The organism is Nocardia sp. NPDC101769, from assembly GCF_044766925.1.
GTDB lineage: Bacteria > Actinomycetota > Actinomycetes > Mycobacteriales > Mycobacteriaceae > Nocardia.
On sequence record NZ_JBIWMX010000029.1, the window covers coordinates 104197 to 119500 of the forward strand.

A 15304-nucleotide genomic window follows, 5' to 3' on the forward strand; every position below is an offset into this window, starting at 1 on the left:
GGGGGGGGGGGACTATAATCTTTTGGGGGCCCGCCCCCCCCCCCCCCCCGGGGGGGGGGGGGGGGGGCCCCCCCCCCCCCCCCCCCCCCCCCCCCCCACGGCTGAACAAACCTGCTACCGGTCGACCCGCACGGCCGAGCTGTAACACACCCGACGGCTCAACTGCCGCTCGGCAATCCGCTCCACCAGCAGCGGAATGAACTCCCGAACCCGGTGCCCCTCGAAATCCCGATGAATACCCCGAACCACCTCCCCGACGACCCGAGCCGTCAAATCAGGAAATCGATTGGACAGCCGCGCGGCAAGATCGCTCATCTGCTGCTCTTCATCGGATTCCGTCATACCGTGAGTTCGCCTCCATCACCAGCGTTCAGCGCCGCCACCCGTCCCGCACCAGCGGATGACCGGCAAAGTGGACAACGGTCCGGGGTGCGTTCACCCCGGACCGTGCCCCTCGAGTGTTGCGGCAAAGAACGGGCTTTTCGCCCCCGAACCGCTTTCTGGCACATTTCGTCTGGCACTAGGCACACCAGGTCCTTACGGCTTGCGGATGATCAATGCAAATGAAATTTCATTTGCAACAACGCCATTCGAATCGGTATGGGAACAGCCAGCTATCGGGTGGGAAGCGGTCGGTCTCGTTCGCGAACCTCGGCCAGGTGCTCGCGCGGAGTCCATTCGTTGAGCCATGCGGGGACCGGAAGGCTCGGTGCCACCACACCGAGGTCGTCACGGGCGGCGGTCGCGAACTCCTTACACAGGTGATAGGCGTCGCGGTTGATCAGTAGCCAATCGTCCGGATCGGTCAGCTTGCCCTGCGCGAACCACTCGAAAGTCCATGTGTACCTGTTGAGTTCGTCCCCGATCGCGACGGCAGCCGGGCTTCCCAGCAGCTGCACTTCCTGCCATCGCTGAATGCCTCATCGAGTGGAGCGCTCGTCGTGACCGGTCCGACGCCCGTGTGACCTTCGGGATGCCGGATCGAAACCGGGGGTTCGATCTGGTCAGAGTGCCCCGAGACCGGTTCTCCGGGAGGTAATCTCGATGCGATGGGACAACGTGCACTGTTCACACTGGCATGTATCGTTCTCACCGCTTGGTGCATGGTCGCCACGCCCGGCAGTGTTGCCGCCGACCCCGGGTTACCGCCGGTGGGTGGCAATTTCCTCTGGGGAGTGTCCAGTTCGGGGTTTCAGAGTGAAGGCTCTGCGCCGGACAGTAATTGGAGCCGTTACGCGGGATCCGGTCAGGCCGAGGACTACCGCAATTCGGTCGACTTCCTTCATCGCTACGATGAGGATATCCAGCACGCGGCCGATCTCGGTGTCGGTGTCTACCGGATCAGCGTGGAATGGGCGCGGGTGCAACCGAAGCCCGGCGAATGGGATTTCTCCTTCTACGACAGCATGATCGCGCGGATTCGCGCGGCCGGAATCCGGCCGATGATCACCCTGGACCACTGGGTGTTCCCGGGTTGGGAGGTCGATCGCGGCGGTTGGCGCAATCCGGGCATGGTCGATGACTGGCTCACCGACGCCCGCGCGGTCGTGGACCGCTACGCGCACTTCGATCCGCTGTGGGTCACGTTCAACGAGCCGCTCGCCTATGCCGGAAAAGAGCAGCAGATCGGCGATCTCGGCGCACTCGATGTCGCGCCCATGATCGATCGGATGGTCGCCGCGCATCGCGCGATCTACGACTACATCCACCTCCGGCAGCCCGATGCGATGGTGACGAGCAATATCGCCTTCTCGGCCATCGGCACGGCACAGGCCGATGCGTCCTTCGTCGACCGGGTCGCCGACAAACTCGACTACATCGGAATCGATTACTACTACGGCGGATCCCTGACCAATCCACCGAATGTGGCTGCCCAGCTGACCAATCAGCCCTCGAGCCTCGTCCTCGAACCCGACGGCATCTACTACGTCCTGCGTCGATACGCCCGGAAGTTCCCCGGCCGCCCCCTCTACATCGTCGAGAACGGCATGCCCTCCGACAACGGCTCACCCACCACCGACGGCATGACCCGGGAGGACGACCTCCGCGACACCGTCTACTGGGTCCAGCGCGCCAAGGCCGACGGTATCAACGTCATCGGCTACAACTACTGGAGCATCACCGACAACTACGAATGGGGCAGCTACTCACCACGTTTCGGCCTCTACACCGTCGACGTCACCACAGACCCCACCCTCACCCGCCACCCCACCGCCGCGGTCCCCGCCTACCGCGACATCACCACCTCCGGCGGCGTCCCCGCCAACTACCTCCCCACCCGCCCCCCGGCCCTCTGCTCCATTCAGGACCTCCCCTCCAGTTGCCTCGACCCGGTCACCGTCCCGGGCCGCTGACCCACGCCCTCGGCTGACACCTGTGGAGCGCCGGGAGCGCGATTCGCGGTCGAACGGCCCCGCCCTGACATTTGCCGCGATCGCCCTGGCGATTCCGGGTTGGGGTGGTGGGCGGTGCTATGTTCGGAATTTGCGAGACCCACTGGTTCTGCTCGGTTCACGGCATCCCAGGAGGTGGGCAGGTCATGAGTTCCCCGAAATCGCGCGATCCGCACTCGATATCCACCGCACCGATCGTGGTCGGTGTCGATGATTCACCGGCCGCGCTGTCGGCCGTGCGCTGGGCGGCGGAGACCGCGGCGGCGCGCAGGCGCGAACTGTTGATCGCGCACGGCACGAACGTGAATGTGATCGTGGGGGTGATGGGCACATTTTCGAGTGTGAATTCCGAAGTCGAGCAATCGATTCAGGCCTTCGGCGCCGACCTGGTGGCACAGGCCCGAGAGGCCGCCGAAAAGGCCGCGCCCGCCGTGACGGTGCGCACCGAGGTGTCCCCGCAGCATCCGGCGAGGATGTTGATCGACCTCTCGGCCACCGCCCACATGACGGTGCTCGGCGGTCCGGCTGAACGCCGGGGCCTGAACCGGATCGGTTCCATCCTGGTCTCGGTGGCGAGCCAGGCGGCCGGATCGGCGGTCGTGGTGCGCGACAACGACGCCGGATGGGTGGATCGCCGCACGGCGCCGGTCGTGGTCGGCGTCGACGGCAGCCCGGTCAGCGACGCGGCCGTCGGCGCCGCGTTCTACGAGGCGTCCGTGCGCAACGCGCGGCTCGTGGCTGTGCACGCGTGGAGCGACCTGTACCTGGCTCGGTACTCGGGATTCATCGATACCTCTATCGAGGCCGCGCAAGCGACCGAGGCGGAGCGGGTGTTGCTGGTGGAACGGCTGGCGGGGTGGCAGGAGAAGTACCCCGACGTCCAGGTCACCCGTGACATCCACCTCGCCGATCCGGTCGAGCACCTGCTGACCTGGTCCGAGCGGGCCCAGCTGGTGGTTGTCGGCAGTCGCGGTCGGGGCGGGTTCGTCGGCATGCTGCTCGGCTCGACCAGCAATGCGCTCGTGCAGCGCGCGAACTGCCCGGTCATGGTGGTCCACCCGGAGTCGTGAACCGGCGGGTGGGTTGGTCGGTGTGGAACTCGTGGATCTTCGCGTCTCCCAATCTCCTTCGGATACCCGCTGGTGTTTCGGGCTGCTGTCGGGCGGATGGAAGACGATCAGAGGCGGGCCTCGCTGCGGAGTGCCGAAAACCACTGGATTTCGTTGGCGAGGGCGAGGTTCGGGTCGGTCGGGCGTCGGTGAACGCGGTGACGTACGCGTCAGCGACGGCTTCGTCGCCGACGGACGGGAGTAGGGCGTAACGGATCACGGAGGTCCGGTGCGCGGAGCAGCCAATTCGCGGCACAGTACTGGCTGGAAGCTGGTCGCCCGGTCTCCAAGGGGACGTGGACGATGCTGCAGTCGCGCAGTGCTGGGGAGGTCTGTCGTCTGTGCCGCGTCGGCCGGTCCCTGATGGGCAAGGTGTTGATTCATATGTTCCCGAGTGGCGGGCGCATCCGTAGCGCAATCCGTCCCATAGGGTGCTGCTGATGGGTAGGAGCACCTGAGAGACATTTCTCTGTTCGTCATTGTTTCGAATTTCCAATGGGTATCGGTTTGTGCGGCCACGAGATCAGCCTTTTAAGGAAACCAATGCGAATTCTGCTTCTCTCGAGCGCATTCAACAGCCTCACGCAGCGTATTCACGCGGAATTGCGGCAGCGGGGGCACTGCGTGGGGGTCGAGTTGGCACTCGGTGACGACGAGTCGCTACGGGCGGGCGTAGCGCGGTTCCGGCCCGAGTTGATCCTTGCGCCGATGCTGACAGTCGCTGTGCCAGAGGATATTTGGTCGGAGAACACGGTGCTGATCGTGCATCCGGGTCCGAAGGGAGACCGAGGTCCGTCGGCGCTGGACTGGGCGATCAGTTCCGGCGCCACCGAGTGGGGCGTCACCGTTCTGCAGGCCGTCGCGGAAATGGACGCGGGTCCGATCTGGGCCTCGGAATCGTTTGTGATGCGGCCCTGTGGGAAAAGTGAGTTGTACCGTACCGAGGTCGCCGATGCCGCGATGTGTGCAGTATTGCGGGCGGTTGAATTTTTCGAGCAGGGTGGCTTCGAACCCGAACCGCTCGACTACGACCGTCCCGATGTTCACGGACGACAGCGGCCATATCACGCGCAGGAGTTTCGACGTATCGATTGGTCCAGCGACAGCACGGAAATGGTGCTGCGCAAGCTGCGCGCGGCCGACTCCCAACCCGGTGTGCTGGACGAGCTGTACGGACGCCAGTACTTCGTACACGGCGGACATCGTGAGGATCGACTGCGCGGGGCGCCAGGCGCCGTTCTCGCTACCCGGGATGGTGCGATCTGTCGAGCCACCGTGGACGGCGCGGTCTGGCTGCCACGGCTGCGCAGCCGCCGGATACCCGGCGGCCCAGCGACTTTCAAACTGCCCGCCACCGCGGTGATAGACCGCGAGCTCTTGGCCGGAGTGCCGGACCTTCCCATTTCGGCGGCCGAGGCCGCAACCCGCGATACCTGGTCGGAGCTGCGGTACTACGAACTCGAGAACGTCGGCCATCTCGAATTCTCTTTTGCCGGTGGAGCAATGAGCACGGACCAGTGCCGGCGGCTGCTCGACGCGTATCGGCGGGCGTGCGCTCGACCGACAACCGTGCTCGTGCTGGGGCCGGCGCGCGACTTCTTCTCCAACGGCATCCACCTCAACGTGATCGAAGCCGCCGCGGACCCCGCCGACGAGTCCTGGCGCAATGTCAACGCCATCGACGACCTGGTCGAGGCGATTCTCACGACCACGGACAAATTGGTGATCTCGGCGTTGGCCGGGAACGCGGCTGCGGGCGGAGTGATGCTGGCACTGGCCGCCGACGAGGTCTGGTGCCGGGAGGCCACCGTGCTCAACCCGCATTACCGGCTGATGGGTTTGTACGGGTCCGAGTATTGGACCTACATGTTGCCACGTCGGGTCGGTACACGGCAGGCCGATCGCCTGATGCGGGAAGCACTGCCGGTTGGTGCACGTGCCGCCGAGGCTCTCGGCCTGGTGGATCTTGTCGTTCCAGGAGATGTCGGAGAGTTTCGCGCCTGGGTGAGGCGCGAGGCCGCCACATTGTCGGCGGCCGGGTCTGCCACAGCGGGCCGACTGCTCGAGAAGAAGCATTGCCGCGCAGTGGACGAGGCGGCAAAGCCCTTGGCGGCGTATCGATCCGAGGAACTCAGCCGGATGCGTCAACACTTCTACGGTGCCGGCGAGCCCTATCACCGGCTCCGCCACGACTTCGTGACGAACGCTCGCCCCTCGGTCACTCCCGCCCACATTCTCGGATGACTCACGCAAACGGGACAGACCCGATGGTTATCGATCATTTCAGGTGCGGGTGGGGTATCCCAGCGGTCGCCTACCTCATGTCGGTCATCGGATCCGTGCTCGGCCTGCGCTGCGTGTCGCACGCGAGATTTACACGACGGCAGGGCGGTTGGCTCGCGGCGGCGGCCGTTGCATCTCGAGAGGTTCGCTCAGCAGGCCGTCGGCCATCTCACACTTCTGTCCAAATCCTGATCTCCTAATCCAGATGTGATGAGACTATCAGTTCGCCGTGATCTGCGGGAAATGACATCGCTTTCGCCGAGCGCGAGCGAGCCGAAAGCTGGATGCCAGGATCGGACTGATCGGTGGCCCAGCGGCCGGATGAGCCAAGTGTCCGCCGCTGTGGTCAGCTCCTCGTCGCGACGAGGTGCAACGGCAGGTGACGCAGCGCGAAGCCGATGGGAATCCACGGCCAGGCACGCACTTTCGCCTCGGCAGCCTCGCGTTCGATGGCCTTCACGATGGCGCGCACGCCCTTCTCGGTGGAGGCCATCAGCGGTGTCTTTCCGGCCCTCGCGCTCGGCTCCGATTCGATATAGCCGGGATAGGGCGTGGTGACTGCGATAGGTGAGGCGAGCGCGTCGGCACTATGGTGGCACCCCAATTATGTTGCACCGCAAGCTCTGCCCACTGCTGCTGGAGCTCGGTGCCCGGTCCGTACGCGACGTCGAGCAGGAACGGTCCGCTCAGATACAGGTAGGCGTCCGGCTGCGCGCCGAGCGGTGCGGACTTATCTGTCAATATCCACCACTTCTGACACTATTATCAGAATCGCCTTGACAAGGGATGTCATCGCGACTGATGATTTGATCAACATCGGTTTCTGGAGGCGTAGATGACAAGCATCGACAAGGGCGTCGGCACCGGGCGGACGGTCCGGGTCGGGGGACGGCAGATCTACTTCGACGAGGCCGGTTCCGGGTCCGCGGCGGTGCTGCTGCATGGTGGCGGGCCCGGGGCGTCCGGGTTGTCGAACTACTCGCGCAATATCGAGGCGCTGGCGCAGCGGTTCCATGTCATCGTGCCGGACATGCCCGGATACGGGCGGTCGTCGAAGTGGATCGACCCGGCCGACCCGTTCGGTGATCTCGCGCAGGCGGTGGGCGGGTTACTCGACGAGCTGGGCATCGCCTCCGCGCATCTGATCGGCAACTCTTACGGCGGCGCCGCGGCGCTGCGGCTGGCCATGGACCGCCCGGAGAAGGTGAACCGGCTGATCCTCATGGGACCCGGTGGTGTGGGCACCACGCGTGCGCTGCCTACCGCCGGACTTCAGCAGCTGCTGAACTACTACACGGGCAGTGGCCCGAGCCGGGAGAAGCTCACCCGCTTCATTCGCGAATACCTGGTGTTCGACGGTGATTCGGTGCCCGAGGAGCTCATCGAGGCGCGTTATCAGGCCAGCCTCGATCCGGCTGTGGTGGCGAATCCGCCGTTGCGGCGGCCGTCGGGGCCGCTGGCGCTGCGCACGCTGTTGCGCATGGATTTCACGCGCGACTCGCGTCTGCGCAAGGTCGAACAGCCGACGCTGGTGGTCTGGGGGACCGATGACAGGGTGAACCGGCCGGAGGGCGGTCACATGCTGGTCGACGCCATGCCCAACTGCGACCTGTACCTGGCGGCCAACACCGGCCACTGGGTGCAGTGGGAGCGCGCGGACCTGTTCAACACACTGGCCACCGCTTTTCTGGAGGCGTAGCAGTGAGCGAGTTCCTGCGTCCCAATACCGACGGCTCGGTCTTCGGCGCGGTGCATCTGGGATATATTGTCGTGCAATCGAATCGGCAGGCCGATTGGCGGCGCTTCGGTGCCGACGCGATCGGGATGCACGTCGACGCCCTCGATAGCGCCGGTCTGCGCTTCCGCCTCGATGACCACACCTGTCGCCTCCTCGTCCGGCGTGGTCCCGCCGAGGACGTGACCGCACTGGGCTGGCAGATCGATAACCACGAGACCTTCGATCGCATCATCGCCAGGATCGCCGATCGCGGCGTGCCGATCGCCGAGGGCACCGCTGAAGAGGCGGTCCTGCGCGGAGTGGAGCGGTTGTGGCGCTTCGCCGGGCCGAAAGGCATGGTGCAGGAGATCTTCACGGTGCCGGTGACCACCCCCGAGCCGTTGCGGATGCTCAGCTCCGGCTGGGTGACCGGTGAAGCCGGTATGGGGCACGTCGCGATCGTCTCGCGGGAGCCCGAGGCGTTGCGCGGCTATTACGAGACCGTTTTCGACTCCCGGTTGTCGGATTACATCGACGAGAACGTTTCCGGGCTGAAGATGAAGATCCGTTTCCTGCGGGTCAACGAGCGCCACCACTCGATTGCCATCGCCAATCTGCGTGGCGTGAAGGTCGATCCGATCCGGACCCGGGTGCAGCACATCAATATTCAGTCCCTGACGTTGGACGACATGCTCGCCTCCTTCCAGCGGGTGAAGGATCTGGGTTTCCGGATGGCGTGGTCGGTCGGCCAGCACACCAACGATCGGCAGCTGTCGTACTACTGCGTGACTCCGTCGGGCTTCGAACTCGAGGTCGGCTGGAACCCGATCATCATCGGCCCGGAGCTCGAATCCACCTGGGAGCCGACGACTTACCAGGGCATCAGCAGGTGGGGACACACCCCGGTGGGGGAGACGGTGCTGGACAGATTCGGCCAGTTCCGCCAGGCGCTGCGCACCGTGCGCACGCCGGAGATCACCGTGCCGGAACTGGCAGGAGGACGCATCCGATGAACACCGACTACGACGTGGTGGTCGTGGGCCTCGGCCCGAGCGGCCTGACCCTGGCCAATCTGCTCGGCCGGCGTGGAGTCAGCGTGCTCGTCCTGGAACGCGAGCCCGAGTACTACGGCCTCGCGCGGGCGGTCTATACCGACGACGAAGGCATGCGAATCTTCCAAACCGCCGGTGCCGCAGATGAACTCGCGGCAGACATGAATGTCGACTCCGCCGTGCAGTGGGTGCGCGCCGATGGCCGGGTGCTGATCCAGTTCCAGCAGACCGAACGCCGGTTGGGCTGGCCGGTGGTGAACTTCCTGTACCAGCCGTACCTGGAGAACACCCTCGAACGCGCACTGGAGCGGTACCCGCACGTGACGGTGCGCCGCGGCCGGGAAGTCGTCGACTTCGGCCAGAACGCGGACACGGTCACCGTGGTACACGCCGAGTGCCACGGCACCGGTTACGGCAAGCATGTGCCGAGCAGCGACCCGGACACGGCCGAGCGGGTGCGCGCGAAGTTCCTGGTCGGCTGCGACGGGGGCCGCAGTGTGGTGCGTACCAAACTGGGAATCGACATGACCGGCACCAGCTTCCCGGAACGCTGGCTGGTCGTGGACTTGAAGGCCCGCGACGGCGTGGACGCCTTCCGGCATCTGCCGTACTTCGATTTCGTCTGTGATCCCGAGCTGCCGATCGTGTCCTGTCCGCAGCCGGACGGGCACCACCGATTCGAGTTCATGCTCAACGACGCGCAGACGAAGGAGGAGATGGAGGACGACGAGACCGTCCGCCGCCATATCGAGCGCTTCGTGAACCCGGACGAGGTCGAGGTGCTGCGCAAGCTGGTGTACACCTTCAACGCGGTCATCGCCGACCGCTGGCGCGTCGGGCGGATCCTGATCGCGGGTGACGCCGCGCACATGACCCCGCAGTTCATCGGCCAGGGCATGAATTCCGGGGTGCGCGATGCCGACAACCTGTCGTGGAAGCTGACCGCGATCATCAAATACGGTGCGAGCCAGTCGATTCTGGACAGCTACGAATCCGAGCGCCGCCCGCACGCCAAGGCCATGATCGATCTGTCGGTGTTCAACAAGGCGCTGGTGTCCGTGGACAACAAGCTGGTCGCGGCGGCCCGGGACCTCGCGCTGACGACCGCATTGCGGGTGCCGGGGCTGAGCGGATGGATTCGGGAGGCGAAAATGCGGCCGGCGCCCCGCTTCCGCCGCGACGCCTACCTCGGCCTGCCACGTCGCAGATGGCGTGGAGTCGAAGGCGGACTGGCCCCGCAGCCGGAGATCCGGACCTACGACGGACACCACCGTCGTTTCGATGATGTGCTGGGCCTGGGCTTTTCGGTGATCGGTTACGGCGTCGACCCGCGTGCCGGACTCGGCGCGGACGACCTGGCGGCGTTGCGCGCGCTGGGCGCCCGGTTCGTCACCGTCTATCCGCTCGGCGGTCGGCCACAGGGCAAGCCCGGCGATGGCCGCAATGCCGGTGCCGACCACGTCGATGTCGAGGACCACACGGGGGCACTGGCTCGCTTCTTCGCCAAGGCGGGCATCGGCATCGGCGGGCTGCTCCTGCTCCGCCCGGACCGGTATGTCTTCGGCGGCGCGGACCGCGGCCGCGGCGGTGCGCTGATCGCCGAATTGTTCCGTCAGCTCGGGGTTTCCGTGCCGAGTCCGCTCGAGGCTGTCGCACCCGCAGAACACGATCGGACCGCGGCCGGCCCGGCCCCGTCCGATGCGGAGTCCGCGGCCGCCGAAACCCACTTCGAGGAGGCCATGTGACCGCCATCGTGACCGATTCGCCCGCAGTGCGCGCCGCCGCCGAACGACTGGCCGCCGCTGCGCGCCTCGGTACTCCGAGCGCCCCCGTGCGTGATCTCATCGGCCCCGACGATGTCACGCTGGCCTACGCGGTCCAGCGCCTCGGGATCGACGAGCGGGTGGCCGCGGGCGCGCAGATCGTGGGCCGCAAGATCGGACTCACCTCCCCGGCGGTGCAGCGGCAACTCGGCGTCGACCAGCCGGATTTCGGTGTGCTGTTCGGCGACATGGATGTCACCGAAACGGCTGCCGCACAACGGCCCCGGCTATTGCAGCCCAAGGTGGAGGCCGAGCTCGCCTTCGTGCTGAACGCCGACCTGGACGACGACCTGCTGGACGTGACCAGCGTCCGCGGGGCGGTCGACTACGCGGTCGCCGCGCTCGAGATCGTCGACAGCCGCATCGCCGGGTGGGACATCAGCTTCGCCGACACGGTCGCCGACAATGCCTCCAGCGGCTGGTTCGTGCTCGGCTCCGAGCGGCTGTCGCTCACCGAGTTCGAGCCCCGCGAGATCGCCATGAACATGGCGATCAATGGTGAGATCGTCTCCACGGGAACGGGTTCGGCCTGCCTCGGGGATCCGCTCGAGGCCCTGGCCTGGCTGGCCCGCACCGCCCGCGACTTCGGCGAGCCGCTGCGGGCCGGGGAAATCGTGCTCTCCGGCGCGCTCGGACCGATGGCGCCGCTGCGTCCGGGCGCCCGGGTGCGCTCCGAACTGTTCAGTGGCGCAAGGACACTCGGCATCGTTGAATTCGCTCTGGAGGAGGAATAGTGAGTCACCGTACGAAAGTCGCCGTCATCGGCTCGGGCAATATCGGCACCGATCTGATGATCAAGGTACTGCGCCACTCCGACACGCTGGACATTGCGGCCATGGTCGGTATCGATCCGGCCTCCGACGGTCTGGCCCGCGCGGACCGGCTGGGCGTACCCACGACGGCCAAGGGCGTCGAAGGACTCATCGCCATGCCGCACTTCGACGAGATCGAGATCGTTTTCGACGCTACGTCCGCCGGTGCGCATCGCGCCAACGCCGCCGCGCTCGAACCGTACGGCAAGCGGCTGATCGACCTGACTCCGGCCGCCATCGGCCCGTTCGTCGTTCCCGCGGTCAATATCGACCAGCACTTGGACGCGCCCAACGTGAACATGGTGACCTGCGGGGGACAGGCCACGATTCCGATCGTCGCCGCCATCGCCCGCGTCACCGAGGTGCCCTATGCCGAGATCGTCGCGTCCATCGCCTCGAAGTCGGCGGGTCCCGGTACTCGCGCCAATATCGACGAGTTCACCGAGACCACCTCGCACGCCATCGAAGTCGTCGGCGGGGCGACCCGCGGGCGGGCCATCATCGTCCTCAATCCGGCCGAACCGCCGCTGATCATGCGCGACACCGTGCTGGCGCTGATCGGCGACCCCGATCCGGGAACCCATGCGGCCGTGCGGGATTCGATCGAGCGCATGATCGCCGATGTCGCCGCGTACGTGCCGGGCTATCGGCTGAAGCAGGCCGTGCAGATCACGCCGGTCGGCCCGGGGGCGCCGCTGCACACGCTGGTCGGTGACGCTGGTGTCACCCACCAGGTTTCGGTTTTCCTCGAAGTCGAAGGCGCCGCACACTATCTGCCCGCCTATGCCGGAAACCTCGACATCATGACCTCGGCCGCCGTGCGCGTCGCCGAACGCATCGCCGCCACCACCCGGGAGAGTGTCCGATGACAGAAGTTTTCCTCCAGGATGTGACGCTGCGGGATGGCATGCATGCCCTGCGGCACCGCATCACGCCGAAAACCGTCGCCGCCGTCGCGGCGGCACTGGACGCCGCCGGTGTCGACGCGGTGGAGGTCGCGCACGGCGACGGCCTGCACGGCGGCAGCCTGACCTACGGTCCCGGCAGCAACACCGACTGGGAGTGGCTGGCGGCGGCGGCCGGTGCGCTCACCCGCGCCCGGCTCACCACGCTGCTGTTGCCCGGTATCGGCACCATCGACGATCTGCGCCGAGCCTACGACCTCGGGGTGCGCTCGGTCCGGGTGGCCACCCACTGCACCGAGGCCGATATCGCCGCCCAGCACATCGCCTACGCCCGCGATCTGGGTATGGACGTGTCCGGCTTCCTGATGATGAGCCATATGAACACCCCGGCCGGCCTCGCCGCCCAAGCTAAGCTCATGGAATCGTATGGCGCGCACTGTGTTTACGTCACCGACTCCGGTGGCAGGCTCACCATGAGCGGGGTCCGCGACCGCGTGCGGGCCTATCGCGACGTGCTGGAGCCCGTCACCGAGATCGGCATCCACGCGCACCAGAATCTCTCGCTGTCCGTTGCCAACAGCGTGGTTGCGGTGGAAGAGGGCGCGATTCGCGTCGACGCATCGCTGGCGGGTCTCGGTGCGGGAGCGGGCAATACGCCGCTGGAGGCGTTCGCGGCCGTCGCCGAGCTCAGCGGCTGGAAACACCGGGCGGAGCTGAACCAGCTGACCGACGCGGCGGACGACCTGATCCGCCCGCTGCTGGACCGGCCGGTGCAGGTCGATCGCGAGACGCTCACCCTGGGCTACGCGGGCGTGTACTCGAGCTTCCTGCGGCATGCCGAAAAGGCTTCCGCCACTTATGGAGTCGATGTCCGTGACCTGCTGACCGAGGCCGGTCGCCGTGGGCTGGTGGGCGGGCAGGAGGACATGATCGTCGATATCGCCCTCGACCTGATCGGCGGCCGGGCGGGGTGACCTCAGGATTCCGGCAGCTGCGGCAGCTGTGGCAGCGGACTGCTGGTGAGCTTCTGCGCGGCGCGCTTGTTCATGCCGAACATGCGCAGCATATGAAAGGTCATCTCGTCGGTGCGTGCGTCGGCGTCGGCGTCCGGCTGGGCGTCCAGCAGCTGCAGCAGGCCCAGCAGGGCACCGCCGGCGGCCATGATCGCCATGTCCGCATCCATCGGCTCGAAGCGGCCCGCCTCCTGCGCGGCGAGAATATCGCGGCGGGCGCGCGGGGCCAAGCCCTCGTCGTGCAGCAGGATCGACATGCCGGAATGCAGGATCACCTTCACCACTTCCGGCATCTGCCGCTGCAGACGCCCGGTCATCCGGAAGCTGACCGCGAACACCTCGGCCGGGTCGTCGTAGAGCTCCACGATGCGGTCACGCAGTTCGGCGTAGACCTGCAGGGCCGAGCGCACCGCCTCGTCGAAGAGCTGGTCCTTGGAGTCGAAGTGGTTGTAGAAGGATCCGAAACCGACATCGGCCGCGTCGGTGATCTCTTGAATGCTGACCGCGGATCGCCCCTCCGACAAGAACTTCCGTGCTGCGCCGAGCAACGCGTTACGAGTGCGCTCGCGCCGCCGGTCGATGCGATTTCGAGTGACAGGTTCGGCTGCCATGGTCTCACTTCCGGTCGAAAACCTTACGCGAATCATATCTGACAAATCCATCAGACACGATTTCGCCCTCCCTCCCGCTGTCCCCAATTCAGAAAGCGATGAACGAAGTGCCCGAATCCTTCCGGCGGCCGCCGGCGATCTTCCTGTCCTGGCAGGTCGGTGTGGCCTCGGAAACCGTGGTGGGGCAGATGTGGCCGCAGGGCTGGCCGAAGCCCTCGCTGCTCGATGTCGCAGGGCAGATCTCGAGCGTGCTCGCGGTCACCGGTCGCGGACACATCGTCTTCGGCTCGGATTGGCCCTTCAGTGCCATGACACTCCCGCAATCGGGGACCCACGATCCTGCTCCGGGGCTGAGCGATATCTTCGATTCCGATCAGCGCATGGAGGTCGAACGGCTCAATCCGCTACGACAGCTTCCCCGGCTCGCACAGGCGGTGGACGGGGGGCCCGTAGCTTCGGCTCGCACCGCGAGGCGAGCCGAAATATTTCGCCGACCGTGAATCGTCCCTGAAGGAGGAGAAACCGTGGGATACGGGAACCGCATCGACACCCATCAACACCTCGTGCCGCCGAAATACGCGGACTTGTTGCACGCCAGGGGAATTCGCCCCGGCGGCATCGATCTACCACAGTGGTCGGAATCCGAGGCCGTGGATTTCATGGATCGCCGCGGCATCCGGACCGGCATCCTGTCGCTGTCCACACCGGGAGTCTGTCTGGGAGGCGCGGCCGAAGCCCGGACCTGGGCCCGTGAGGTGAACGAATACGGTGCGGAGATCGTGCGGCGGCGACCCGACCGGTTCGGATTGTTCGCCACCCTGACGCTGCCGGATGTGGACGGAGCGCTGGCCGAGGCCGAATACGCGCTCGACAGCCTGCACGCCGACGGGATCGTACTGCTGGCGAACAATGATGGCCGGTACCTCGGGGATCCGGAGTTCACGCCACTGCTGGAACTGCTGCACGAGCGTGAGACCGTGGTCTTCATCCACCCGGGTGAATTGCCGGCCGAGCCGGTGCCGGGCATCCCGAGCTTCGCGGCCGACTTCCTGCTCGACACCACCCGCACGGCGCTCAGTCTCATCCTGTCCGGCGCCATGCACCGGTATCCCGGCATCAAGTTCATTCTCGCCCACGCGGGCGGATTCGTCCCCTAACATCGCCTCTCGGATCCTCTTGGCGATGTTCGTCGCGAAAACATCTGCGCAGCAGCCACTTCCGGCCGACGATACTTCCGTCGACCCGACCGTGCTGAAGCGGTTCTACTACGACGTCGCCTTGTCCGCCTCTCCCGCGGCACTACCGAGCCTGCTGGCGGTCGCCGAACCCGACCACATCACCTACGGCAGCGACTTCCCCTTCGCCCCGCCCGCCGCGGTCGATTTCATCAACAACGAATACGAGAACTACCCGCTGGACGACTCCCTGCGCGCGGCCATCGACCGCGGTAACGCTGAGGTGTTGTTCCCCCGGCTGAAGTCTTGAGGGCCTCTCGTACCGGTGTGTGCTCGATGGTTGCGCGATACGCTTTGGAGGTGCCGGTGAGGGCGGATGGCACCCAAGGCTGTGTCGGATATTCGGTGTGG

Annotated in this window: 16 protein-coding genes; 12 read left to right on the top strand and 4 right to left on the bottom strand. The window is 66.1% G+C overall.

Annotated features, from left to right (window positions below; translation table 11 throughout):
* Positions 1-114: 114 nt before the first annotated feature.
* Together ACIRRA_RS34590 and ACIRRA_RS34595 are read right to left on the bottom strand one after the other, a co-directional pair.
* Positions 115-342, bottom strand: coding sequence for a three-helix bundle dimerization domain-containing protein (locus ACIRRA_RS34590; RefSeq protein WP_402776952.1), 228 nt, complete (start codon positions 340-342; stop codon positions 115-117).
* Positions 343-614: 272 nt separating this feature from the next.
* Complete coding sequence (locus ACIRRA_RS34595; protein WP_402776954.1) at positions 615-899, bottom strand: hypothetical protein; 285 nt, start codon at positions 897-899, stop codon at positions 615-617.
* Between the two features lie 150 nt (positions 900-1049).
* On the opposite strand from ACIRRA_RS34595, the gene ACIRRA_RS34600 reads away from it, so the two are divergent.
* The 3 genes from ACIRRA_RS34600 to ACIRRA_RS34610 all read left to right on the top strand — a co-directional run bounded on the left by ACIRRA_RS34600 (position 1050) and on the right by ACIRRA_RS34610 (position 5746).
* Positions 1050-2354 carry a family 1 glycosylhydrolase gene (locus ACIRRA_RS34600; protein WP_402776956.1) on the top strand — a complete coding sequence of 435 codons (1305 nt, stop codon included), beginning with the start codon at positions 1050-1052 and terminating at the stop codon, positions 2352-2354.
* 185 nt (positions 2355-2539) lie between these two features.
* Complete coding sequence (locus ACIRRA_RS34605; RefSeq protein WP_402776958.1) at positions 2540-3463, top strand: universal stress protein; 924 nt, start codon at positions 2540-2542, stop codon at positions 3461-3463.
* 534 nt (positions 3464-3997) lie between these two features.
* The gene (locus ACIRRA_RS34610) at positions 3998-5746 is read left to right on the top strand and encodes a hydrogenase maturation protein (protein WP_402776960.1); all 1749 of its coding nucleotides are present in this window, start codon (positions 3998-4000) and stop codon (positions 5744-5746) included.
* 385 nt (positions 5747-6131) lie between these two features.
* Here ACIRRA_RS34610 and ACIRRA_RS34615 read toward each other — a convergent pair whose 3' ends face one another.
* On the bottom strand, positions 6132-6278 hold the full coding sequence (locus ACIRRA_RS34615; RefSeq protein ID WP_402776962.1) for a hypothetical protein: 147 nt from the start codon (positions 6276-6278) through the stop codon (positions 6132-6134).
* 342 nt (positions 6279-6620) lie between these two features.
* On the opposite strand from ACIRRA_RS34615, the gene ACIRRA_RS34620 reads away from it, so the two are divergent.
* From ACIRRA_RS34620 to dmpG, 6 genes are read left to right on the top strand one after another with little or no spacing between them, the layout of a single operon-like run.
* Positions 6621-7484 (top strand): alpha/beta fold hydrolase, encoded by an 864-nt coding sequence (locus ACIRRA_RS34620; protein WP_402776964.1) that lies wholly within the window; start codon positions 6621-6623, stop codon positions 7482-7484.
* 2 nt (positions 7485-7486) lie between these two features.
* The gene (locus ACIRRA_RS34625) at positions 7487-8515 is read left to right on the top strand and encodes a VOC family protein (protein ID WP_402776966.1); all 1029 of its coding nucleotides are present in this window, start codon (positions 7487-7489) and stop codon (positions 8513-8515) included.
* The gene (locus tag ACIRRA_RS34630; RefSeq protein ID WP_402776968.1) at positions 8512-10299 is read left to right on the top strand and encodes a bifunctional 3-(3-hydroxy-phenyl)propionate/3-hydroxycinnamic acid hydroxylase; all 1788 of its coding nucleotides are present in this window, start codon (positions 8512-8514) and stop codon (positions 10297-10299) included. Before ACIRRA_RS34625 ends, ACIRRA_RS34630 begins: the two co-directional genes overlap by 4 nt.
* Positions 10296-11111 carry a 2-keto-4-pentenoate hydratase gene (locus ACIRRA_RS34635; protein WP_402776970.1) on the top strand — a complete coding sequence of 272 codons (816 nt, stop codon included), beginning with the start codon at positions 10296-10298 and terminating at the stop codon, positions 11109-11111. The genes ACIRRA_RS34630 and ACIRRA_RS34635 overlap by 4 nt, the downstream gene beginning before the upstream one ends.
* Positions 11111-12058, top strand: coding sequence for an acetaldehyde dehydrogenase (acetylating) (locus tag ACIRRA_RS34640; protein ID WP_402776972.1), 948 nt, complete (start codon positions 11111-11113; stop codon positions 12056-12058). Before ACIRRA_RS34635 ends, ACIRRA_RS34640 begins: the two co-directional genes overlap by 1 nt.
* A complete protein-coding gene (gene dmpG / locus ACIRRA_RS34645; RefSeq protein ID WP_402776974.1) occupies positions 12055-13068 on the top strand; it encodes a 4-hydroxy-2-oxovalerate aldolase in 1014 nt (337 codons plus the stop codon). Before ACIRRA_RS34640 ends, dmpG begins: the two co-directional genes overlap by 4 nt.
* 2 nt (positions 13069-13070) lie before the next feature.
* Here dmpG and ACIRRA_RS34650 read toward each other — a convergent pair whose 3' ends face one another.
* Positions 13071-13718, bottom strand: coding sequence for a TetR/AcrR family transcriptional regulator (locus ACIRRA_RS34650; protein ID WP_402776976.1), 648 nt, complete (start codon positions 13716-13718; stop codon positions 13071-13073).
* 98 nt (positions 13719-13816) lie between these two features.
* Here ACIRRA_RS34650 and ACIRRA_RS34655 point away from each other — a divergent pair, with 98 nt between their 5' ends.
* The 3 genes from ACIRRA_RS34655 to ACIRRA_RS34665 are packed head-to-tail and all read left to right on the top strand — an operon-like array spanning position 13817 to position 15203.
* Positions 13817-14218 (top strand): hypothetical protein, encoded by a 402-nt coding sequence (locus tag ACIRRA_RS34655; protein ID WP_402776978.1) that lies wholly within the window; start codon positions 13817-13819, stop codon positions 14216-14218.
* Between the two features lie 24 nt (positions 14219-14242).
* Entirely contained in the window at positions 14243-14875 is a 633-nt protein-coding gene (locus ACIRRA_RS34660; RefSeq protein WP_402776980.1) for an amidohydrolase family protein, read from the top strand.
* A gap of 25 nt (positions 14876-14900) precedes the next feature.
* Positions 14901-15203 carry an amidohydrolase family protein gene (locus tag ACIRRA_RS34665; RefSeq protein WP_402776982.1) on the top strand — a complete coding sequence of 101 codons (303 nt, stop codon included), beginning with the start codon at positions 14901-14903 and terminating at the stop codon, positions 15201-15203.
* Positions 15204-15304: the final 101 nt, after the last annotated feature.